The sequence below is a fragment of the Flexivirga alba genome (assembly GCF_042661025.1).
GTDB classification, from domain to species: Bacteria; Actinomycetota; Actinomycetes; order Actinomycetales; family Dermatophilaceae; genus Flexivirga; species Flexivirga alba.
Window position 1 is genome coordinate 2,698,736 of the sequence record NZ_JBHSWH010000001.1, and the last position, 20,664, is coordinate 2,719,399.

At 66.8% G+C, this 20,664-nt stretch carries 21 protein-coding genes; 9 read left to right on the forward strand and 12 right to left on the reverse strand.

Features of this window, described 5'->3' with window-relative positions; translation table 11 throughout:
* Nucleotides 1-59: 59 nt before the first annotated feature.
* From ACFQDH_RS13225 to ACFQDH_RS13255, 7 genes are all read right to left on the reverse strand, one after another.
* Nucleotides 60-1,580, reverse strand: coding sequence for a carboxylesterase/lipase family protein (locus tag ACFQDH_RS13225; protein WP_382402010.1), 1,521 nt, complete (start codon nucleotides 1,578-1,580; stop codon nucleotides 60-62).
* Between the two features lie 433 nt (nucleotides 1,581-2,013).
* Nucleotides 2,014-2,670: a response regulator gene (locus ACFQDH_RS13230; protein ID WP_382402012.1), complete on the reverse strand. Its 657-nt coding sequence runs from the start codon at nucleotides 2,668-2,670 to the stop codon at nucleotides 2,014-2,016.
* Entirely contained in the window at nucleotides 2,667-3,272 is a 606-nt protein-coding gene (locus ACFQDH_RS13235; RefSeq protein WP_382402014.1) for a sensor histidine kinase, read from the reverse strand. Before ACFQDH_RS13235 ends, ACFQDH_RS13230 begins: the two co-directional genes overlap by 4 nt.
* The gene (locus tag ACFQDH_RS13240) at nucleotides 3,161-4,699 is read right to left on the reverse strand and encodes a hypothetical protein (RefSeq protein WP_382402016.1); all 1,539 of its coding nucleotides are present in this window, start codon (nucleotides 4,697-4,699) and stop codon (nucleotides 3,161-3,163) included. Before ACFQDH_RS13240 ends, ACFQDH_RS13235 begins: the two co-directional genes overlap by 112 nt.
* Before the next feature lie 69 nt (nucleotides 4,700-4,768).
* A complete protein-coding gene (locus ACFQDH_RS13245) occupies nucleotides 4,769-5,812 on the reverse strand; it encodes a cupredoxin domain-containing protein (protein WP_382402018.1) in 1,044 nt (347 codons plus the stop codon).
* A gap of 177 nt (nucleotides 5,813-5,989) precedes the next feature.
* Nucleotides 5,990-6,250, reverse strand: coding sequence for a hypothetical protein (locus ACFQDH_RS13250; RefSeq protein ID WP_382402020.1), 261 nt, complete (start codon nucleotides 6,248-6,250; stop codon nucleotides 5,990-5,992).
* Nucleotides 6,247-6,804, reverse strand: a complete 558-nt coding sequence (locus ACFQDH_RS13255) for a hypothetical protein (protein ID WP_382402022.1) — start codon at nucleotides 6,802-6,804, stop codon at nucleotides 6,247-6,249. The genes ACFQDH_RS13250 and ACFQDH_RS13255 overlap by 4 nt, the downstream gene beginning before the upstream one ends.
* Before the next feature lie 747 nt (nucleotides 6,805-7,551).
* On the opposite strand from ACFQDH_RS13255, the gene ACFQDH_RS13260 reads away from it, so the two are divergent.
* Both ACFQDH_RS13260 and ACFQDH_RS13265 read left to right on the forward strand, forming a co-directional pair.
* Entirely contained in the window at nucleotides 7,552-8,976 is a 1,425-nt protein-coding gene (locus ACFQDH_RS13260) for an amino acid permease (RefSeq protein WP_382402024.1), read from the forward strand.
* Between the two features lie 73 nt (nucleotides 8,977-9,049).
* Complete coding sequence (locus tag ACFQDH_RS13265; protein WP_382402026.1) at nucleotides 9,050-9,526, forward strand: hypothetical protein; 477 nt, start codon at nucleotides 9,050-9,052, stop codon at nucleotides 9,524-9,526.
* A gap of 61 nt (nucleotides 9,527-9,587) precedes the next feature.
* Here the strand turns inward: ACFQDH_RS13265 and ACFQDH_RS13270 are convergent, their stop codons facing one another.
* Both ACFQDH_RS13270 and ACFQDH_RS13275 read right to left on the reverse strand, forming a co-directional pair.
* Nucleotides 9,588-9,779: a hypothetical protein gene (locus ACFQDH_RS13270; RefSeq protein ID WP_382402028.1), complete on the reverse strand. Its 192-nt coding sequence runs from the start codon at nucleotides 9,777-9,779 to the stop codon at nucleotides 9,588-9,590.
* A 144-nt stretch (nucleotides 9,780-9,923) separates the two neighbouring features.
* On the reverse strand, nucleotides 9,924-10,616 hold the full coding sequence (locus ACFQDH_RS13275; protein WP_382402030.1) for an alpha/beta fold hydrolase: 693 nt from the start codon (nucleotides 10,614-10,616) through the stop codon (nucleotides 9,924-9,926).
* Nucleotides 10,617-10,770: 154 nt separating this feature from the next.
* Between ACFQDH_RS13275 and ACFQDH_RS13280 the strand changes: the two genes are divergently transcribed.
* On the forward strand, nucleotides 10,771-11,103 hold the full coding sequence (locus ACFQDH_RS13280) for a cupin domain-containing protein (protein WP_382402032.1): 333 nt from the start codon (nucleotides 10,771-10,773) through the stop codon (nucleotides 11,101-11,103).
* A 47-nt stretch (nucleotides 11,104-11,150) separates the two neighbouring features.
* On the opposite strand, the gene ACFQDH_RS13285 is transcribed toward ACFQDH_RS13280, so the two are convergent.
* Nucleotides 11,151-11,609: a DUF6328 family protein gene (locus tag ACFQDH_RS13285; RefSeq protein WP_382402034.1), complete on the reverse strand. Its 459-nt coding sequence runs from the start codon at nucleotides 11,607-11,609 to the stop codon at nucleotides 11,151-11,153.
* 93 nt (nucleotides 11,610-11,702) lie between these two features.
* Here ACFQDH_RS13285 and ACFQDH_RS13290 point away from each other — a divergent pair, with 93 nt between their 5' ends.
* From ACFQDH_RS13290 to ACFQDH_RS13300, 3 genes are all read left to right on the forward strand, one after another.
* Complete coding sequence (locus ACFQDH_RS13290; protein ID WP_382402036.1) at nucleotides 11,703-12,518, forward strand: HNH endonuclease family protein; 816 nt, start codon at nucleotides 11,703-11,705, stop codon at nucleotides 12,516-12,518.
* 376 nt (nucleotides 12,519-12,894) lie between these two features.
* Entirely contained in the window at nucleotides 12,895-13,194 is a 300-nt protein-coding gene (locus ACFQDH_RS13295; RefSeq protein WP_382402038.1) for a GIY-YIG nuclease family protein, read from the forward strand.
* A 174-nt stretch (nucleotides 13,195-13,368) separates the two neighbouring features.
* Entirely contained in the window at nucleotides 13,369-15,732 is a 2,364-nt protein-coding gene (locus ACFQDH_RS13300; protein WP_382402040.1) for a xanthine dehydrogenase family protein molybdopterin-binding subunit, read from the forward strand.
* A gap of 156 nt (nucleotides 15,733-15,888) precedes the next feature.
* Here ACFQDH_RS13300 and ACFQDH_RS13305 read toward each other — a convergent pair whose 3' ends face one another.
* Nucleotides 15,889-16,296: a hypothetical protein gene (locus ACFQDH_RS13305; RefSeq protein WP_382402042.1), complete on the reverse strand. Its 408-nt coding sequence runs from the start codon at nucleotides 16,294-16,296 to the stop codon at nucleotides 15,889-15,891.
* A 71-nt stretch (nucleotides 16,297-16,367) separates the two neighbouring features.
* Nucleotides 16,368-17,909, reverse strand: coding sequence for an HD domain-containing phosphohydrolase (locus tag ACFQDH_RS13310; RefSeq protein WP_382402044.1), 1,542 nt, complete (start codon nucleotides 17,907-17,909; stop codon nucleotides 16,368-16,370).
* A 145-nt stretch (nucleotides 17,910-18,054) separates the two neighbouring features.
* Here ACFQDH_RS13310 and ACFQDH_RS13315 point away from each other — a divergent pair, with 145 nt between their 5' ends.
* The 3 genes from ACFQDH_RS13315 (at nucleotide 18,055) to ACFQDH_RS13325 (ending at nucleotide 20,654) form a co-directional block, all read left to right on the forward strand.
* Entirely contained in the window at nucleotides 18,055-18,753 is a 699-nt protein-coding gene (locus tag ACFQDH_RS13315) for a dienelactone hydrolase family protein (protein WP_382402046.1), read from the forward strand.
* A 358-nt stretch (nucleotides 18,754-19,111) separates the two neighbouring features.
* Entirely contained in the window at nucleotides 19,112-19,576 is a 465-nt protein-coding gene (locus tag ACFQDH_RS13320) for a DUF5994 family protein (protein WP_382402048.1), read from the forward strand.
* Nucleotides 19,569-20,654 (forward strand): fatty acid desaturase family protein, encoded by a 1,086-nt coding sequence (locus ACFQDH_RS13325; protein WP_382402050.1) that lies wholly within the window; start codon nucleotides 19,569-19,571, stop codon nucleotides 20,652-20,654. Before ACFQDH_RS13320 ends, ACFQDH_RS13325 begins: the two co-directional genes overlap by 8 nt.
* The last annotated feature ends 10 nt before the right edge of the window (nucleotides 20,655-20,664 follow it).

Below are 20,664 nucleotides of genomic sequence, written 5' to 3' on the forward strand. Positions count from 1 at the left end.
CTCGGTCGTTACTCGATCAGCATCAAGCGTTCCTCGGTCGCTACTCGATCGGCATGGAGTCAGTAGTTCGTGACCTTGGTCCAGAACGTGCAATTGTGTTGTGTTGCAACGACATTGCTCGCTGAGGTCATGCTGGTGTCACCGGGCTGCAGGGACATCACCGGGTGCTGGGCTGCGCTGTAGCGCTGCCAGGCCGGGGTGTGCGGAGCCATCGGGCTCCCTGCGCGCGCCAGGTGGGTCCACGACAGCAGGATCTGCTTCTGCAGCGCCGCCTGGTTGGCGTCCAACTTGCTGGTGTCGAAGTGCTGCAGCGTGTTGGATCCGCTGTGCTGTGCGCCGAGCACGTCGGTCGTGTTCTCGCCGGCCGGGTTGTCCGCATCGGCATTGAGATCGGCATACACGGGCATGTATTTCGACGCCTTCTTGTCCAGCTGCAGCATCGGGCAGACCGAGCCCGAGTCGGCCATGATCGTCCGGTACGCGGTGTATGGCGACGCGAATCGGGCCAGCGGGTAAAGCTTTTCGACTGTCGGCGCCAGTTTCCCGAACTGTTCCTTGACCAGCATCCGGTACCGCGCAGGCGTCTCGGCAACCACGACGTCCTTGGTGAAGTTGTTGTTGTAGACCCCGCCGTTGAACTCGTCGCGGCCGACATCCGTGATCAGGTCGACCTTGTTGGACTTCCCGGTGGTGAGCGCCTGCACCGGCGACATCGTCAGGGTGGTGCCGTTGACGATCGGGCCGATGGTGCCGCCGCCGGTGGCGTCACCGACCTGGCCGCCCTCTTTGATGAGTGTCGCCGGTGGGATCTTCCGCAGGCAGGCCGCGACATCCTTCGCGTCACCGCAGCCGACCTTCTCGGCATACTTCGCTCCGCTCTGCTGCGCCTGCTTCTCGGTGAAGTAGGTCGACTTGCAGTCGGCGTTCGACCACACGATGTTGTTCTGATAGTTGTAGAAACCGCTGACGCTGATCGCGTGCTGGAAGAGGCCCTTCGCGGTCGGCGATGCCACCTGCGCACAGGTGCTGGCACCACCGGCGGACTCGCCGAAAACGGTGACGTTGTTGGGGTTTCCGCCGAACTGCGAGATGTTCTTCTTCACCCACCGCAGCCCCGCCTGCTGGTCCTGCAGCCCGTAGTCGCCGGAGTGCGCGCCCAGCGACTTGTCGGCAAGAAAGCCGAGGATGCCAAGTCGGTAGTTCACATAGACGTAGACGACCCGGCCGGTGCGCACCAGGTTGGAACCATCGTCCGTGCGCGCCTCGCCGAGGAACCCGCCGCCGTGGAACTCGAACATCACCGGCAGCTTCTCACCGGGTTTCGCATCGGCCGGCACCTGCACCTTGACGTTGAGGCAGTCCTCGCTGGTGTTCTGGTCGGTGAAGACGTTGCTGCACTCCACCGGCTCGGTGGTCGCCTGCTTGGTGCCCGTCCAGGCCTTCGCGGGTTGTGGTGATTTCCAGCGCAGCGTGCCGACCGGGGAGCGGCATACGGGATGCTGCCGTATGTCGTCACGTCGTTCTCGGTGAGGCCGCAGACCTTGCCCTTCTGGGTGGTGACCGTGGTGCCGGGGGAGCACGCGGGCGGCGCGGCGGCGTCGTGCGACGTTGCGGCATATGCGCTGCCGGCGATGGTGAGTGCCACGGCCAGGCTGCCGGCGGCGACCGAAGCGGTGACAGGGGACGTGAAACGCGATCCAGAGTGCATCGAAACTCTCATTCCGCATGGGTCCGCGGTGAGGCGCGATCGATCGAACACCGATCGCAGATGGCGTTGCGGCAGAGGGAAGTTCGGCGTCCTACCGCTGACCCGCGCATAGTTGTGAACGTGAGTCGGCGGTCGGTTTGGAGAGGTCGTCGGCTCCAGGGGGTTCGTTCATAGAACACCTACACGAGTGGCTACTGCGGGGTAGGAGTCTTCGGAGCCCGACTTGTCGGTGAGCGGTAGGTGCGCGTCGGTGAGCGGCAGCCCTCAAGCAGCTCTCACCCGCATCGGGACCTCGGCAGGATCGATCAACCCCGATCGTGCCGCTCACCGAGCCCGGCTTCGCGGGCGCGGATGATGGCGGCGGCGCGGTCGGCCACCCGCAACTTGGCGAAGACGTTGGAGACGTGGTTGCGGACGGTCTTCTCGGAGATGTCGAGAGAGTGCGCGATGTCGGTGTTGTTGCGACCGTCGGCCAGCAGGGCGAGGACTTCGCGTTCCCGGGGGCTCAGCTCGGTGAAGGTGGCGGCCGGGGTGGTCGCCAGCAGTTCCTGGACGTGCTTGGCCACGCGCGGCCCGAGGATTATGTCGCCCTCGGCCACCGCACGCACCGCGCGAGCGATGGCCGCGCCGTCCGCGCCCTTGACCAAATAGCCGCGGGCGCCAGCCCGCATGGTCGCCGCCACGCTCGCGTCATCCTCGAACATCGTCAGCGCGAGGACCGCGATGTGCGGGCTCTGCGCGGTGATCTGACGGGTCGCATCGACCCCGAGCAGGCCGGGCAGGTGCAGGTCCATGACGACGACGTCCGGTTGCAGCTCGGCCGCCAATTCGACTGCCTGCGTGCCGTTCTCGGCCTCGGCGATCACTTCGATGTCATGGAAGGCGGACAGTGCGAAGCGCACGCCCTCGCGAAACATCGGATGGTCGTCCACGATGATCAGTTGGATCGGGGCAGTGCTCATCGCGCCACTTCCTGTCGACTCGCCGGTGTCGCCGACGGCGCCACGGGCAGGCCGGCCGCAACGCGGACGCCTCCCCACGGTGAGGTCTCCAGCCGGCAGGTGCCTCCGATGGCGGTGGCACGCTCGATCATCGACAGCGTGCCGACGCCATACGTCCCGGCGTGCAGGCCGACGCCGTCGTCGTCGACGGTGAGCAGGAGCCGCTCGCCCCGAAGCGCGAGGGAGATCGTGCACCGGCGGGCGTCGGCGTGCTTGGTGACGTTGGTGAGCGCCTCGCACCCGATGCGGTATGCCGTGAGCTCGACGCCTGCGGGCAGCTCGCCGAGCGGCTCCCGGGTCAACACGGTGACCTCCAGGCCCGTGCTGCCGTCGGACGCGGCAGAGGAGAAGGCGGCGGCTTGCTGACGCAAGGCACCCTCCAGGCCGAGTGCGTCGAGCACCGGGGGCACGAGGTCGTGCACGATCCGGCGTACGTCATCGAGCACCCCGGTCACCTCGTGGCCGAGTCGCTGCAGGACGTCCTTGGCGAGGTCCGGTTGGTTGTCCACCATGGCTGCGGCGCCCTCGACCTGCAGGGCGACCGCGGCCAGGGCCGGACCCACGCCGTCGTGGATGTCGCGTCGCAGCCGCCGGCGCTCCTCCTCCCGAGCGGCCGCGACCTCCTCGCGAAGCCCGCGCAACGCCTCGGCGACGCTGAGACTGCGCACGACGGAGGCGATCTGGTCGGCCGCCTCGTGCAGCGATGCGAGGGTCGGGCCGGCGAGGAAGACCCCTGCCGCGGGGAAACCTCGAGGGTCCCGATCTGCTCGCCCTGGAAGCGGATCGGGATGCTGGTCGGCTCCGAGCGACGTAGGCCGGTGGAGGCGGTGCCGACGTCGGTGCGCACAGCGACGTGATCCAACCGCAAGTAGGTGGCGGCGATCTCCTCCACGATGTCCTGCAGCACCAGGTCGGCTCGTTGGTCCATCGCGGCACGTCGACCGACGCTGGACAACATCCGCCGGTGGTCGCGACGACGGCCGTATAACAAGCGGTCCACCACGGACTGGACGGCGTGCCGCAGCGGGACGACCGTGACCAGCACAGCACCGAGAGCGACGATCGTCGGCCACAGGACCGGTCGCCCGTCGACGAAGAACCCGGTGATGGCCACGGCGGCAACGAAGAGTCCTGCCGCCAGCGCCGTCAGTAGGCCGTAGACCAGGGACACGCTGATGACGACGTCGAGGTCCCACAGGTGGTGGCGCAGCACGGCGAACCCGATGCTGCTGATGAACAACAGGATGACGATCGGCGCAAGGACACCACTGAGGTATCCGGTGATCTCGCCGATGACCTCTGCCGCCAGGACTCCGCCCGTGATGACGACCAGTGACAACCGACGACGAGTGTCCCGATCCGAGTGTCGCCAGCGGACGATGAGGCTGACCAGGCTGGCGATGATGAGCACCGCGATCATCGCGATGATGACGGGGAAGGCCGCCTGCACCTGCGGCCAGGGCAGGCCGATCGGGTTGCGGATCGCCCTCAAATCCTCGGTGAACGCGCCGGGGGCGACGGCACTCAGCAGCACCATCCCGCCGCCGGCGATGAAGATGCCCTTGCGGACGAATCGCCAGCGTTCACTGGGCAATTGGCCGTCCGGGAAGTGCAGCAACACGAGGGGGAGTGTCATCAGGGTGACCGGCTGGATGACCTGCGAGACCCAGGCGATCCACTCCCACAACAGCACGGGCGAACCGTGCGGCCAGGCACCCCGCACGACCACCTCGCGCAGCATTCCGGACGCTGCCTGCGCCGTCCCGCCGATGAGGAAGATCCAGCCGAGCAGGTTTGCTGGCAGTCGCCCGGTGACGAGCACGCCGACCAGGCCGAGGGCGAACCCGAGACTCAGGTTGCCCGGCGCCCACGTGTCGACCGGGATCTCACGGTTGGCCCAGTGCAGCACTCCGAGCAGCACCACCGACCCCAGCCAGCAACTGATGAGGACGTGTCGGATCGACTTCGCATGAACCAGCCTCTCGTCCACGTCCTCATCCTCCCGCTGAGCGTTGCCCGCGCGCGAGCATTTCCCGAGGTCGTCCTCCCGCGCGGTCGGTCACCGTCGCCGCAGTCGACGACCCACGCTGGTGCCGCCGCCGATCACGGCAGCCGCAGCCGCGCCGATCCCGGCGAGCAGCAACCAGTTCGCCGACTTGCCGGTGGTGGCCGGCCCGTCGGTGACCACCACTGGGCCGGTGTGTGCCGAACTGCTCGACGACACACTCGGCGAGGCGGTCGGGGATGCGCCGAGCGTGAATTCGCCGGACTGTTTGGGAAGTTGCGGTCCGGTGATGTCGCTGGGTGACAGGTAGCCGTATCGGCCAGCCGACAGGTCGAGAGTGACCCATGCCGTTCTGCCCGCTGCCAAGGCATCGACCCCACCGACCAGTGAGCCCCCATGGGCCGCACTGCCGGTCTGCATCGTGTTGTTCACGCTGCCCATGAACTGCAGCAGTGACACGCTCTTGTCGAGTCGGGCGATCGACAAGGCATGGTCCTTCCTGCCGGTGTCGCGCACGGCATACGTGCCCTTGCCGGTGAAGCCGCTCGGCCAGTGAATCCCGTTGTCGTCGATGGAGATCGTGCCAGCGGCGGCGGGTGCGACCGACTGCGCCGGTCCGGAGACCTTGAGCGTCGCGACCATGCCCATCGCCGCGTGCGGCATGTGGTCCTTGCCCATCACGAAACAGAGCAGCCCGTACGTTCCCGCCCTGAGGTGGGTCGTGACGGTCTCGGTTTCGCCGGGGGAGAGCAGGTTCGGTGTTCCCCAGCCAGGGCCGGGCTGCTCGGCCACGAGCTGGTCGAGTGCCTTGTCGCCCTTCGTGGCGGCTGTCGCGAGCTGGGTTTGCGTCACCCCAGGTTTGAGCAGCGCCATCTCCATCATGTGTATCTCGTCGTCCTGGTTGGTCCAGGAGATCGACGCGATGCCCGGGTGGAGACCACCGTGGACGTGGTAATTCATGCCGGTTGTCGTGATGGCGACGCTGTTGCGGATCGGTGCCGACGTGGCAGCGTCCGCGCCGGCAGGCGGCATGCAGAGTATGGCGGCCGCGCCCGCCGCGACGACGGCGACGGATCGGGTGCGCTGTGTGGTGTTCATCTGGGTCTCCCCTTCGGACGGAAATGTGACCAGTTGAGCGTCGCGGGCGACGCGTCCCGGGCGCATCGCCCTGGTGTCCCGTCCGGCCGGGATTGTTGTCCCGGGATCGGTGAAAGGTGAGGCCCTGGTCGCGGCTGTGCGCGACCAGGGCCGAGAGGAGTGACCTGGTGAGGTCGGTCAGGGTGCGAGGACGAAGCCGCACTGGCCGATGACGTTGCGACCGACCGTGCTGAAGGGATAGCTCGGGTCGGGTATGCCGTCGTCCGCGTCGCCGATCTGCGGCGCCGGGAACATGTTGGTGCAGATCAGGTTCTTCCCGATCGTGTCGTGGACGATCTCGTTGCCGTCCGGGTCACCGAGGTTGATGTCCGACAGGGCGACGTTGCCGTCGATGGTGCTGCGGATGACACCGAACCAGGTGGTGGACAGCCCACTCACGGTGAGGTTGCCGTGGATGGTGTCGTCCTTGACCGAGAACGGAATGAATCCAGGAAGTCCACGCCTGCGCCGCCGCCGACCGAGCTGACGTTGCCGTTGACGGTGATGCCGTCGAGGGCTGCGTTGAAGACGTGATCGAAGGATGCGTTGCCCATGATGGTGATGCTGGACTGCTGACCGGCATACGGGCCGTTGCCGTCCGGGCCGCCCGATGTGCAGCCGCCGTGCGCGGCGGTGCAGCCGAGGCCGATCGAAGAGCCGGGGTAGCCGACCACATTGTGGCCGACCGTGATGGTGGATGGTGCGCTGTCGGCGTCGAGCATCGCGCCGCTGAGCACGTTGAGGTTGCCGGTGACCATGACGGTTGCGCCGGCCGGCACCGCGCAGGCGCCGGCCACGGTGATGGAGGAGTAAGTGCCGGAAGCGATGTCGCCTCCGGTGCAGGTAAGGGCCGTGGACCCGTGCGGGGCGGCGGAGGCCATACCGGCGGGGAACATCAGTGCCCCCGCGGCGGCCAGGGTCATCAGGCTCCCGAGCCGCTTGTTAGTTTTCATGGGTGGTTTCCTTTCTCAGGTCGGCCGGGGATTTGTGGCCGACCGATCCGGTATACACCTGCCGTGCAGTGAGTATGACGGGAATTCTCGGATTGCTCCCATAGTGCCGGTATGTGGTTATTGAGGTTTGTCGAAAACCCCAGCCCGTGGGCTGGCCGCGGGCGTGCCTTGGCCGGTCAAACAGGCTGTGGCACACCGGAGTTCGGCTGTGACGTCCGGGTCGTTGATGATCGACAGTTGAAGCGTTCTTCTATGTGATGAGTCAAAGTTGTACGACTGTATGGATCTGAATTAAAGAGGTTCGGAAAGTCTGCGGTTTGCGAAGTCTCGATACGGGCTCGTTCCTCGCCCTACTCGACCAGCTTGGGGGAGCTCGGGACCTCAAGACGCTCGTTCCTCGCTCCTCGGCCACCGAGGGAACGGCTCGTTCCTCGCCCTACTCGACCCGCTTGGGTTGTGAGATGGGTGCTCACGTTCGCCACGGAGGGTACTTCGGCTATGCGACATTCGGTTGTCGACAATTTGGCGGCCGCGCGGGACCTCGAGACGTTCGCTCGTTCCTCACGAACTCCTCGGCCACCTCAGAAGTGGTGGCCGCGGGACCTCGAGACGTTCGCTCGTTCCTCACGAACTCCACGGCCACCTCAGAAGTGGTGGCCGTGGGACCTGGAGACGCTCGGACCTCGATACGCTCCCTCGTCCCTCGGTCGCTACTCGATCAGCTTGAAGAAGGAGCCGGAAACCGTTGTGAGTGAAGCGAATACGACAACCGAACACAGCCCCAAGAAGCTGCGGCCGCGGCACATCACGATGATCACGCTCGGCGGGATCATCGGGTCGAGCCTGTTCGTCGGCTCGTCCAGCATTGTTAACTCGGTCGGTCCGGCGGCGGTGGTGTCCTATCTGGCCGGCGGACTGCTGGTCTATCTCGCCATGCTGATGCTCGGCGAGATGGCCGCGGCCCGGCCCGAGATCGGGTCGTTCATGGAGTACGCACGCGTCGGCATGGGGGACTGGGCGGCATACCTCGTCGGCTGGCTCTATTGGTATTTCTGGGTCGGTGTGCTCGCCTACGAGGCGGTCATCGGCGGCCACACGCTCAACGGCTGGCTCGACTGGTTGCCGTCCTGGGCCTGGTCCCTGCTGCTGCTCGCCGTCTTCGTGGTGAGCAACCTGATCTCGGTGCGATCCTTCGGCGAGGCGGAGTTCTGGCTGGCCAGCATCAAGGTCATCGCCATCGTCGTCTTCCTCGTCGTCGGCACCCTCTTCGTGCTGGGCCTCTGGCCGGACGGCAACTTCGCGGTGCAAAACCTTTGGCAACACGGCGGATTCGCGCCGAAGGGGATTGGCGCCATACTCACCGGGGTTGCGCTGGTGATCTTCTCCTACTTCGGCACCGAGATCGCCGTCATGGCGTCGGCGGAGTCCGAGGACCCGGCCAAGGGCGTCAAGCTGGCGACCGTCACCGTCATCTGGCGAGTGCTGCTCTTCTTCGTCGGGTCGATCCTGATCATCACCATCGCCATCCCGTGGGACCAGCTGCCCGTCGCGACCGGTGTCTCGGACGCGCCCTTCACCGTGCTCTTCGAGAAGTTCAACATCCCGGCGGCTTCCAACATCATGGAGTTGGTGATCTTCTCGGCCGTGCTGTCGGTGCTCAACTCCGGCCTCTACTCCGCGTCGCGGATGTTCGCCGCGCTCGCCGACAAGGGGCTGGCGCCCAAGACGGTCAGCTACCGGGCGCGCAACGGCGTGCCTGTCGTCGCGGTCTTCGCCTCCACCATCGGTGGCGTCATCGCCGCGATCGCCAACTTCGTGGCGCCCAACTCCGGCATCTTCGACTTCATCATGAACTCGGCCGGCCTGGTCGCCCTCTTCGTCTATGTCTTCATCGCACTCACCCAGATGCGGTTGCGGCAGAAGATGACCCCGGACGAGGTCGCCGGCCTGGGCGTCAAGGTGCGCTTCTTCCCCTGGCTGAACATCTTCCTGATCGCCGGCGTGCTGGTCGTCGTGGTGATCATGCTGACCACCGACACCGGCCGCACCCAGGTCTGGACGAGCCTGGTCGCCACCGGCGTCCTGGTGCTCTTCTGGCCGCTCGTGCGGCGCAAGCTGCAGCGGATGCGGGCGGCGGACACCCAGCAGGAGGAGGTGCTGGTCAGCGAATGACGGAGGGCGGCTCCCGTCGCGGGCACGGCGTCGTCGCGCCCTGACGGAAGTCCGACTGTGTCACCCTGGGCGCATGCGCGTCGTGTCCTGGATCCTCATGGTGCTGCCAGTGCTGATGGTCGTCGCGCTCATCTGTTACGTGCTGCGCAACAACCGCAACTCCCCGGCCCGGGGCAGCGCCGGGTATGACGTCGGGACCGGCTCGGGCGTCTGGTTCGCGCAGGTGCGCGCGCCCGGCTTCCACCTGGCGACCCCGCGCAATATGGCCGACGGCTGGGGCCAACTGCAGGTGTATGGCGGGCAGGTCTCCTTCACCCCGGACGGCGCCAAGGGCCCGGCCTGGTCGATTCCCGCGAACCAGATGCGGGTGCAGCGGCCATCCGGTCTGTCGACCGATTTCCATGCTGAGGCACCACAACTGGGCGAGGTCGTGATCGAGCCGAGCACCAACAAGCTGGCGCGGTGGCGCTCGACGGGGTCCTGGGCCGGATCGAACTACCGCACTACCCAGGACGTCGTCACGATCCTGCAAGGCTGGGGAGCGCACTGACGCGGCACGCGGTCAACTGACTCGCCCGCTCGACACCGCAGCGCGTGACGCCACGAGTCGCTCAGCGTGCGTCGCGACCGCGCTGCACCGACGCGACCAGTTCTTGCGCACGCTCCGCATCGATCGTCGGCGGTGCCAATGGCTCACGACGTGCCTTCTCCAATAGCGCGCCGACGCGATCGGCTGCGCGCCAAGCGTTGGCAGTGCGCCTCGAGCGCCGGGGTCCGGCGCCGCTCGCGATGATCGGGCTCATGCCTCAAGTGTGCTGACGCGCGGGTATCCGCGCAATCACGCTGTCGTCACTCGACAGCTGGGCGTGCTCGTTCGATCCAGTCGTCGAGGAGACCGGCGACTGCGCGCGGCCGCTCGTGCAGCAGCGCGTGCCCGGCGCCGTCGATCACCGCCAGCGTCGCGCGGGGGTAGACCTCGAGCAATCGCACGGCATCGTCGAATCCGACTGTCGTGTCGTGTAATCCGGCTGCGACCAGGGTCGGTCGGGAGAAGGTATGGCGCCCCATGTCGATCGGCCACTCGGTGAAGATGTCGGTGAGTGCGCGCTCGTCGAGGAGCGCCATCCCGGGTGCGACATAGTCACGGAAGCGGCGCGCCATCTCCGGAGTGCGCACGACGAAGTATTCGTCGAAGCTCGCCTGCTGCTCAGGCCCCAGCTCGTCGTATGCCGCGTCGTCCTGGACGACCACCTCCGGGGTGGCAGCTGCCCGACGCTTTCGGACAACGGACAGACCAACGCCAGGCCGGCGACGAGCTCCGGGCGCAGTGCGGCGATGCCGCGCGCGAGGTAGGCGCCATACGAATGACCAAGCAGGAGAACGGGTTTGTCAGCAACGCTCTCAAGGAACTTCGCCAGCACCGCGACCACATCGTTGTTGCTCGCCAAGCCATCTGCCGTGGACTCACCCATCGCCGGCAAGTCCGGGTAGATCTGCCGGCAGCCACTGTCAGCGAGCATCGGCTCCAACGCCGCCTCGAGCTCGCGGTGATCGACCCCTACGCCGTGCAGCGCGACCAGCGGCACGCCCTCGCCGTACTCGGCGTATTGGATCACGACATCGTCGATCCGGCACTCCATCACTTCACCGTACCCAGTGCGGCCGCTGCGGGCGCGTGCGTCATACCGACGACAACCAGCCGGCAGGAGGTGAAGGCGTGGCGGCCCATGGATTGCACATCTTGTTCGCGCCGTTGCATGCGAGCGAGGTGCGTGAGCGCGCAGACTGTCTGGCATGCAACGGATCTCTTTGGATGCACTCGCGCGGCAGCAGATCGAGCTCGCCGCCACGCACAGCGGCCACGCCGCGGACACAGTCGTGGGTGGGCACGAACGAGTGCTGCGCCAGACGGTGATCGGCCTGACCAAGGGCGCGGAACTGTCCGAACACGAAAATCCCGGCGAGGCGACCGTGCTCGTGTTGCGAGGTCGGGTGCGCATGTTTGCCGGCGACGGCGAGCACTGGGACGGTCGCTCCGGTGACCTGCTGAAGGTGCCGGATGCGCGGCACAGTGTCCTGGCGTTGGAGGACTCGGCGATCCTGCTCACCGTGGCCAAGCTCGGCTGACCTACTCGGTGCTGGCGGACGTCGCTTTGCCGGAGATTCTGCGGCCGCTACTGAAGCCGTCGCCTGGGCAGCACCACCCAGAGAGCCAGGAAGGCGACCGCCACCACTGTTACGGCCACCGTCCCGGCAAGCTGGCCGGCGACGACTCCGAAGACGAAGAAGACCGTGAGCGCGATGGTCACCGCGAGCATCGCCAGGCCGACCTTGGCCATCCGGTCACCGAATACGACGACGACGGTCTTCTCGTGGTGACCGAACAGCCAGCGATGCGCGCTGACCGGCGCAATGAGCAGAATCACCGACATCACGGCGCACGACACGGCAGCGAGGTACTGCCCTGCCTGCCAGCGAGTGAGCTGTGAAAAGCGTTGCTGGAAAGGCAAGGTCAGCAAAAAGCCGGCCAGCACTTGGACGCCGGTCTGAGTGACTCGTAGCTCCTGCAGCAGATCGGTCCAGTTGCGGTCGGCGCGTTCGGCCGGAGTCTCGTCGCGGTCAGCGTTGTCCATGCGGCACCATACGACAAGTGATCGTCCCAGGAGGTCGCGATCCCACGGCGACCCGCGCGCGGAGCCACTCGAGTCCTGGGATAGGACTGTCCGGTGGGGACCAGGATCACGATGGGAGTCGGCGCGCTTGCGCTGGCTTCCATCGCGCTCGGCGGATGTACGGGGTCGCCCGGCGTCGCCTCACCGAGTGCGTCGCTCGCGTCGACGAAATCATCCTTCGCGACCACCACGCCACCAACCCCGCAAGGCAGCTCGTCGGGTTCGGTGGCATGGACCTTCAGCGTCCCACCGAGTGCTCCTCCGAGCAGTCCGACGTCGCGTCCGACCGATCCGACGACCGCCCGCACACTCGCACTGCTGGCGAAGCTGCCGGTGAAGGGACGCGCGCCGAAGACCGGCTACGACCGCAAGCAGTTCGGGGTGCGGTGGAGCGACGACGTCGACGTGTCACTCGGACACAACGGCTGCGACACCCGCAACGACATCCTGCGCCGCGACCTGTCCGACATCACCCTCAAGCCGATCGCCCACGGGTGCATTGTGCTGACCGGCGTGCTCGTCGATCCCTACACGGGCACGCGGATCAGCTTCCACCGCGGTGTGGGGACCAGCAACGCCATCCAGATCGACCACGTCGTCGCGCTCTCCGATGCCTGGCAGAAGGGCGCGCAGCAGCTGAGTCCCGAGCAACGACAGGACTTCGCGAACGACCCGCGCAACCTGCTCGCAGTCAGCGGGCGCGCGAACGACCAGAAGCGGGACGGCGACGCCGCGACCTGGCTGCCGAAGAACAAGAGCTATCGGTGCACGTATGTCGCCAAGCAGGTCGCGGTCAAGTCCGCCTATCACCTGTGGGTGACCAAGTCCGAAAAGGAAGCCATCACAAGGGTTTTGGGGAAGTGTGGCTGAACACGCTCTCGTACCATCGCCTGCCCGTCGAGGCGCGCGCTCACTGGTGCACCCCCGTCCTCATGGCCTCCTCAGAGAACCGCTCAACCAGCTTGCGTGCCAAGGTGATCCAGTGTCGGTCGCACCGCCAGGGTGATCGAGTGCCGGGGGAGCGCAGCGGGGGAGGTGTATCGAGATCTGGCGTCGGTTGGTGGGTCTCGACGCTCGTTCCTCGCCGCTACTCGACCAGCTTGCGTGCCAAGGTGATCGAGTGCCGGGGAGCGCAGCGGAGGAGGTGTATCGAGATCTCGTCCCCATCCCTCGCCAGACGTCATTGTTCTCCACAGCCGACCGTCCCTGCGGTGTTTTCCGCGGGATCGGTCGACACGCTGTGGGGATGGCATGGACATACATTCTTGAGTGCGGCGACGGTTCCTATTACGTCGGCAGCACGCGCGATCTCGATCTACGTATGACACAGCACTACGCCGGGCTCGGCTCGGCATACACGCGAAGGCGTATGCCCGTGACGCTCGTCTGGGCCCACGAATGGACGGACATCGACGATGCGTATGCCTTCGAGAAAAAGGTCCAAGGGTGGGGACGCGCTAAGCGTGAGGCGCTGATCGCCGGGGAGTTCGACCGACTGTCGGCGTTGTCGAAGAAGCGCAACTGGAGCCGCGGTCATTCTGACTGAAAGGGGTGGGAGGGTCTCGATACGCGAGTTCCCCCGCTTCGCTCCTCCACTCGCTACTCGACCAGCTTGGTGGGGTCTCGTTACTCGACCGGCTTGGGTGGCCACTCGCGACGCGGCTCGTTCCTCGCCGCTACTCGACCCGCAAAGGGCTCGGACGGGCGTAGCGTCGGGTCCATGGCAGGTTCAATTCTCGGGACCAGGGTCCGCCGGGTCGAAGACGCCGACCTGGTGACCGGCGCATCGACCTTCGTCGGCAATCTTCAGCTCGACGGGCTGCTGCATGCGGCCTTCGTGCGATCACCGTTGGCCCACGGGCACATTCGCAACATCGACACCACCGAAGCGGCCGCCTCACCCGGTGTCGTCGCGGTCTACACGGCAGCGGAGCTGTCGCTCAAACCGCACCACGGATTGATGGTGGTGAACCCGAAAGTTCCTCGACCACCATTGGCGACAGACCGAGTGCGGTTCGTCGGTGAGCCGGTCGCGCTGGTCGTCGCCGAGTCGCGCGCGGCGGCAGCCGACGCCGTCGAGCTGGTCGACGTCGACTACGACCCGATCCCGGCAGTGGTGGATCCCGAGGACGCGCTCGCCCCGGATGCAGAGTTGCAGTTCCCCGAGCTGGGCACCAACCTGGTGATCGGCTATCGCACTGCGGTGCAAGAGGATCCGCTGGACGGCGCCGACGTCGTCGTGCGTGCTCGGATGGTCAACCAGCGGGTCGCGGTGATGCCGATGGAAGGCAACGCGATCGCCGTCGAACCAGCCGGGGACGACGAGCACGATCTCGTCATACACGTGTCGACGCAGATGCCGCACGGCTTCCAGGCGATGGTCGCCGCGGAGTTCGACCTGCCGAAAGACACCGTGCGCGTCATCTCCCCGCACGTCGGCGGCGGCTTCGGCGGCAAGGCCGGCATGATCGCCGAGCACACCGCCGTGATCGGCGCGGCGCGCACCCTCGGCCGGCCGGTCGCCTGGGTCGAAACACGCTCGGAGAACCTGCAGGGCATGCACGGCCGCGGCCAGGTCGGCTACTACGAACTCGGCCTCACCAAGGCCGGCAAGATCGTCGGCCTGCGGGCGCGCGTGATCGGCGACGCTGGCGCGTGGGCGGGGTTCGGCGGCGCACTACCGATCCACATGACCGCGCTCATGGTGCCCGGTGTGTATGACGTTCCCGTCGTCGCGTATGACTCCGCGTCCGCGGTCACCAACACTGCTCCGATGGGGGCGTTCCGCGGTGCCGGACGACCGGAGGCGGCCGCGCACATAGAGCGGATGATGGACATCGCCGCCGACCAGTTGGGCATCGACCCGGTCGAGTTGCGCAGGCGAAACCTATTGGACCCCAACAGTTTTCCGGTGACGACGCCGATGGGGGCGACATACGACTCGGGTGACTACGACCTGCCGCTGCGGGAAGCGTTGCGGCTCGCCGACTACGACAAGCTGCGCGAGGAGCAGGCCAGCCGTCGCGAGACCGGCGACCCGGTGCAGTTGGGCATCGGGGTCAGCGTCTATGTCGAAGTGACGGCACCCGGCGGCGGCTCCGAATACGGCTCGGTGACGGTGCACGACGACGGGACAGCGACCGTGTCGTCCGGCACCTCCGCGCACGGTCAGGGCCACGCGACGGCATTCTCGATGCTGGTGTCCGACGCTCTCGGCATCCCGATGGACAAGATCAGCTACGTGCAGTCCGACACCGCCGTCGTGCCGCGCGGCGGCGGCACCGGCGGCTCGCGATCGCTGCAGCTGGGCGGCAGCGCCGTGCAGTCCGCCGCGACCACTGTGCTCGACCAGGCGCGTCGGCACGCCGCCGCACGGCTGGAAGCGGCCGTCGACGACATCGTGCTCACCGAGGAAGGCACCTTCGGCGTTGCCGGCGTGCCTGGCGGAGCCACCGTGACCTGGACCGAGGTCGCCGGCGCCGCACGCGAAGCGGGCGAGGAACTCGCCGCCGGGGTCGACGTCAACCAGGAGGGCTCGACCTTCCCCTTCGGCGCGCACGTGTCCGTCGTCGAGGTCGACACCGAGACCGGGCACGTCCGGCCGCTGCGGCACGTCGCCGTCGATGACTGCGGTCGGGTGCTCAACCCGCTGCTGGTCGAGGGTCAGCAGCACGGCGGGCTCGCGCAGGGCATCGCTCAGGCGCTCTACGAAGAGGTGGTCTTCGACGCCGACGGGCAACCGCTGACGAGCACCCTTGCCGACTACGCGATGCCGAGCTCCGCCGATCTGGTCGACTTCGAAACCGCGTCAACGATGACGCCGACACCGCTGAATGCGTTGGGTGCGAAGGGGATTGGCGAGTCCGCCACGATCGGGTCGACACCCGCCGTGCAGAACGCCGTCGTCGACGCCGTCAGCCACCTCGGGGTGCGGCACATCGACCTGCCGTGCACCCCGCAACGCGTATGGCGCGCCGTGCAGGACGCTCAAGGCGGCACGCTGCCGGATGTATGGCGCGAGCCGCCCGCGGTCTTCGACGACCTACCGGTCCGTGGTGGCGTCGACAACGCCGCCGGCATTTGAGCGAGTTTGGTGGCCGAGGAGGCGGAGGAGCGGGGAGAGGTCTCGGGTCTCGATACGCGGATTCCCCCGCTTCGCTCCTCCATCCGCTACTCGACCAGCTTGGTGTGCGGTCTCGATACGGGCTCGTTCCTCGCCCTACTCGACCAGCTTGGGTGGCTACTCGGCCGGCTTGGTTTGGAAGCCGCTGCAGAGCAGGTCGATCGTCTCGATCTTGTCGTGTCCGGTGGTGAAGAGGTGCTGCTCGGCGACCCGGCCACGCTTCGGTGAGCCGGGCGGGTTGAGCCGGATTCGCCAGCGCAGGTAGCGCTTCGCGCCGACCGATCCGGCGGACGCCTCGAGCAGGGCGAAGTTGTCGGTTCCGCCGAACCAGGTCTCGAACTTCGCGGCAATGGTGGCAGCACCGTCAAGCTCGAGGAGCCCCATCGGCAGGAGCGCGCGCAGGTGTACGTCGTCAGCCAGGCATTGCTCGAACGCCCGGAAGTCGCGGCAGCTGACCGCGTGGACCAGCTCGCCGGTGATCGGCGGCCGCGTGGTGGTGGTCTCGGTGATCGTGTTGGTATCCATGCCTTCAGTTGTATGGCGCACCGGCACCTCGCCACATCGGAAGAACTACCGATCTTCGTGCGCTGACAGCACTATTCGGCGCTGACCAGACCGTGCCGCAACGCGAACATCGATGCGGCACCACGCGAGGACGTGCCGGTCTTGGCGTAAATGTGCTCCAAGTGGGCGGTGACCGTTCGCGGGCTGATCGTCAGTCGGCGGGCGATGTCCTTCGTGCTGAGACCGCGGACCAGCAGGGCGAGCACCTCGACCTCTCGTGTCGTGAGCGCAGCGACCTGCGGGACGCGTCGCGGGACTCGGTGGCCGGCCGCTTGCAGCACGGCCTCCACGGCGGCGGCATCGAGTCGACCCGCGCGGACCTCGGCCTGCAGAGCTGCCGCGCGATCCACCGGCAGCAGGGCGGCCCGCCCTGGCCGCTCCTCGGCCAACTCCTGATAGCAGTCGGCGGCGGCGAGCAACCGTGCCGGACCGTCGAGTGACGTCGCGGAGAGCCCGCGAGGGTAACCGCTGCCGTCCAACCGCTCATGGGTCATCGACGCCAATCGTCCGATCTTCGCCAGCGTCGGCTGACGCGACAGGACTCGCTCGGTCAGGTAGGGCACCGTGCGGACCCGCTCCCGCTCGCTCGCCGACCAGGGCGACACCTTGTTCCACACCGACGACGACACGCCAATGGCGCCGAGCCGGTGCACCAGACCTGCCTGCTTCACGAGGTCGGCGTCGACTGCCCCACTCGCCGCTGCGGCGCGATGGGCAAGAGCGCCCACGGCACGCGAATGTCCCAGGTACCAGGGCGATTTCAGGTCGGCGTAGTCCGCCAAGGTCTCCAGCGCGGACGTCAGCTCGGGGTCGGTCAGCGGGCGGTCCAGGGGAGCGCAACCGGCAATGACGACGGACCACGTATCGATGTCCTCGAGCCCGGCAAAGAGCTCGCCGGCGTGCTGCACGGCCAGGTCGACCAGCGCCGGATCGAATTCACGGCCGCTTCCGGACCGCAGCGCCGACACAGCGGCCTCGACACCACCGGAGCGAACGAAAACCTCTGTGTCGTCAGCGATCTGGACCACCCGGATGGCGGGCTCGAGGCGATCGGCGGCAACTACGCCCGGGATCCCTTTGCCGTCCCACCGCTCGAATGCCTGTGCCAGCGACCGGCGCACCGCTTCGTGCATCCCGAAGCGATCGGCGATGTCGCCGGTCGTCTGGCAGTGCGTGGTGAAGGTGCCCATCGCGTCGCGGATACCGCCGATCATGAAGCGGCCGAGCATCGCCATACGTTGTGCGGGTGGGAGTCCTGAGCCGACGTGCGACAGCATGAAGGGCATCATCGTCAGCGGCCGTCGATCGACGCCATAACTGTCGGCACGTATCTGCCGGTCGTCGCCGAACCACGTTGCCAACTCATGGGAGTCGGCGAGACATCCGACCCAGGCGAGCAGCGAGACGTAGAACGTGTCGGCCCGGACGTCGTCGTCGAATCCGGCCAGTTTTGCCAGCCGCGCCGCGATCACCGTCTGCCGCAGCACGTGCTCCTCCGGCAGGCCCATACCGAGGTCCGTCGCCAGCGACATCGACGCCAGTATCTCCGCGAGCCGGACCGGCTCATGCTTCATTTCCGGGAGCGTACGCCGACTTTGCTGGTCGAGTGCCGGGGAGCACAGCGGTGGGGGTGTCTCGAGGTCTTCTGTCTCGATACGCGGATTCCCCCGCTTCGCTCCATCCGCTACTCGACCAGCTTGGATGGGGCAGACTGCAGTGATGAGTGACCGGATCGACATACCCACTGCTGACGGCGCGATGCCTGCGCTGCGATTCCTGCCCGAGTCGGGCACCGGGCCGGGCATCGTGCTCTTCCAGGAGATCTTCGGACTCACCGACTACATCCAGGCGCGTGCGGCCGATCTTGCAGCGCTCGGCTACGTCGTCATCGCACCCGAAATCTATTGGCGCCTGGACGATTCCGAGATCGACTACAGCCGCGACGACGCCATGCAGCAGGCGATGGGTCTCATGCAGCAGCTCGACTGGCCGACCACGGTCGGTGACGGAGTTGCCACCGTTGTTGCTGCGCGCAACGACGAGCACATCCGCGGGGGTCTGGGCGTTCTCGGTTTCTGCTTCGGCGGTGGCCTGGCATTCAACGTCGCGGCGTCGACCGCCGTGGACGTGTTGGTCAGCTACTACGGCTCGGCGATCCCCGGACTGCTCGATTTCGCAGGCGACGTCACGGCACCGAGCCTGCACCACTTCGGGCTGGCCGACGACTTCATCCCCGTCGATGTCGTCGAGCGGATCCACGCCGCGGTCGATCGCGAGGGAGTGCGGTTCGAGACGTATGACGGCGCCGGCCACGCGTTCGACAACCCGGACCCGACGTTCCACCACGCCGAAGCGTCCGCCGCCGCCTGGCGCAACACCGTCGACTTCCTCGCCACAGAGTTCCCAGCGACCCGATAGGCACCCTGCGGCAATGGACGGTCTCGCCCACAACGCGTTACAACGCGTACTGTTGAAGGCGTAGGGACCGTTTCGCGCGGAGCCGATGTGAAGGTGTTCCGCCTGCCCTGCGATGTTGAGGCTGGCTTGCACGTTCGGGCCGCAGATGGGATGTGGCCGAGATGCGCCAACCCCTCACCATGTATCCGTAGCGCCACGACTCGCGCACGTCCAACCGGCCCGGCATACAGCGCGGTCCGTGTCGATCCCGCAACCGCGGGGCCTGCAAATTTCCTACGAATGGCGACCAGGGACCTCCCGGCCGCCCGATCACCGCAACTCGATTTCGGAGTTGTTCTCGCTCCCGAAGGGGGCAGTCATGCTTGACACCGTCACCACGACCACCACACCAACCGCCGACAAGGCACCGACCAGGGTGCCCACCCGGTGGACCTTGTCCGCCAACAGGGGGACCGGGCCATCTGATGGGGCCTGGTGGCCGCAGAGCACGAACCTGGCGACCGAGCTGGCCGACCTCGACGTCGCACTGAATGCCGTTCTCCACGAACGTATCGCGCACGCCACCTACGCAAAGGACATGTGGAAAGCGGGGCCGCGCAAGATCCACACGCCGCTCGGAATCACCAAGATCGGCTGGTTCAACAACGCCCGGTACCCGGAGAACATCGATCTGTCGCTGACCGGCTTCACCAACTTGGTGCTCACCGTCATACCCTCCGGCACCGACGCCAAATTTGCAGCCATCGTGCTCGGTGACTACGGCGCCGAGCCTGCGCCCGTCATACCTGCGGCCAGCGCGCCTGGAGGGCAACAAAATGACTGATCTGACATCGACCCGACAATCGCCACGGCCGCCGCCGACAATCGCCCGCACGGGTGGGTATGGCGCCCTGGCGCGCCAGATCCGCGCCGAAGGGTTGTTGCGTCCGCGACCGTGGACCTACGCCGGCTACGGGGCAATCTGCCTGCTGATCCTGGGATCGGCCGTCGCAGTGATGGCCACCCATCGCGACTCGTGGTGGCTCCTTGCGCTGGCGCCGGTCCTGGCAGTGATCTCGACCCAGATCGGCTTCATCGGCCACGATGTCGGTCATTTGCAGGTCACGCGGAATGCCGGCCGCAGTAGAGTCCTCGGCCTGGTGACCGCGAATCTGTTCAGCGGTCTGAGCTACGGCTGGTGGGTCCACAAGCACAATGCGCACCACGCGCACCCCAATGATCTGGAGACCGATCCGGACGTGCGGGGCGGCGTCCTGATCTGGGACATCACCCAGGGCACGTCGCGTCGCGGAGCAGCCGCCTGGTGGACGCGTCAGCAAGCGCTGTTCTTCTTTCCCTTGCTGGTGTTCGAGGCCCTGAATTTGCACATCGCCAGCGTCCGTGCGCTGTTTGCGCCGGGACTACGCCTGAGGCCCGTGGAGACAGTCCTGCTCGCGACTCATGTCATCGCCTACGTTCTGCTCCTCGCGCTCACCATGACGTGGCCGCAAGCGTTGCTGTTCGTCATCATTCACAAGGGAATTCAAGGTCTCTACCTCGGTTGTTCCTTCGCGCCGAACCACAAGGGAATGCCGATTCTGGAAGGGGACGAAGCACGAGATCCGCTGCTGCGGCAGGTGCTCACCTCACGCAACGTGCGCGGCGGACCGGTGACCGACGCCATTCTCGGCGGGCTCAACTACCAGATCGAGCACCACCTGTTCCCGAGCATGCCGCGTGCGAACCTGCGGCACGCGCAGCCGATCGTGCGCGAGTTCTGCGCGGACCACCAGATCCCTTACCTCGAGTGCTCGGCCGTTGCGTCATACAGGGCAGCGATCACCCACATGCACCGCGTCGGAGCGGGGCTGCCCCGGGCGGCGACTGAGCAGGTTCGCCAGTCAGGCCGCACAGTTGCGTGAAACGATCGCG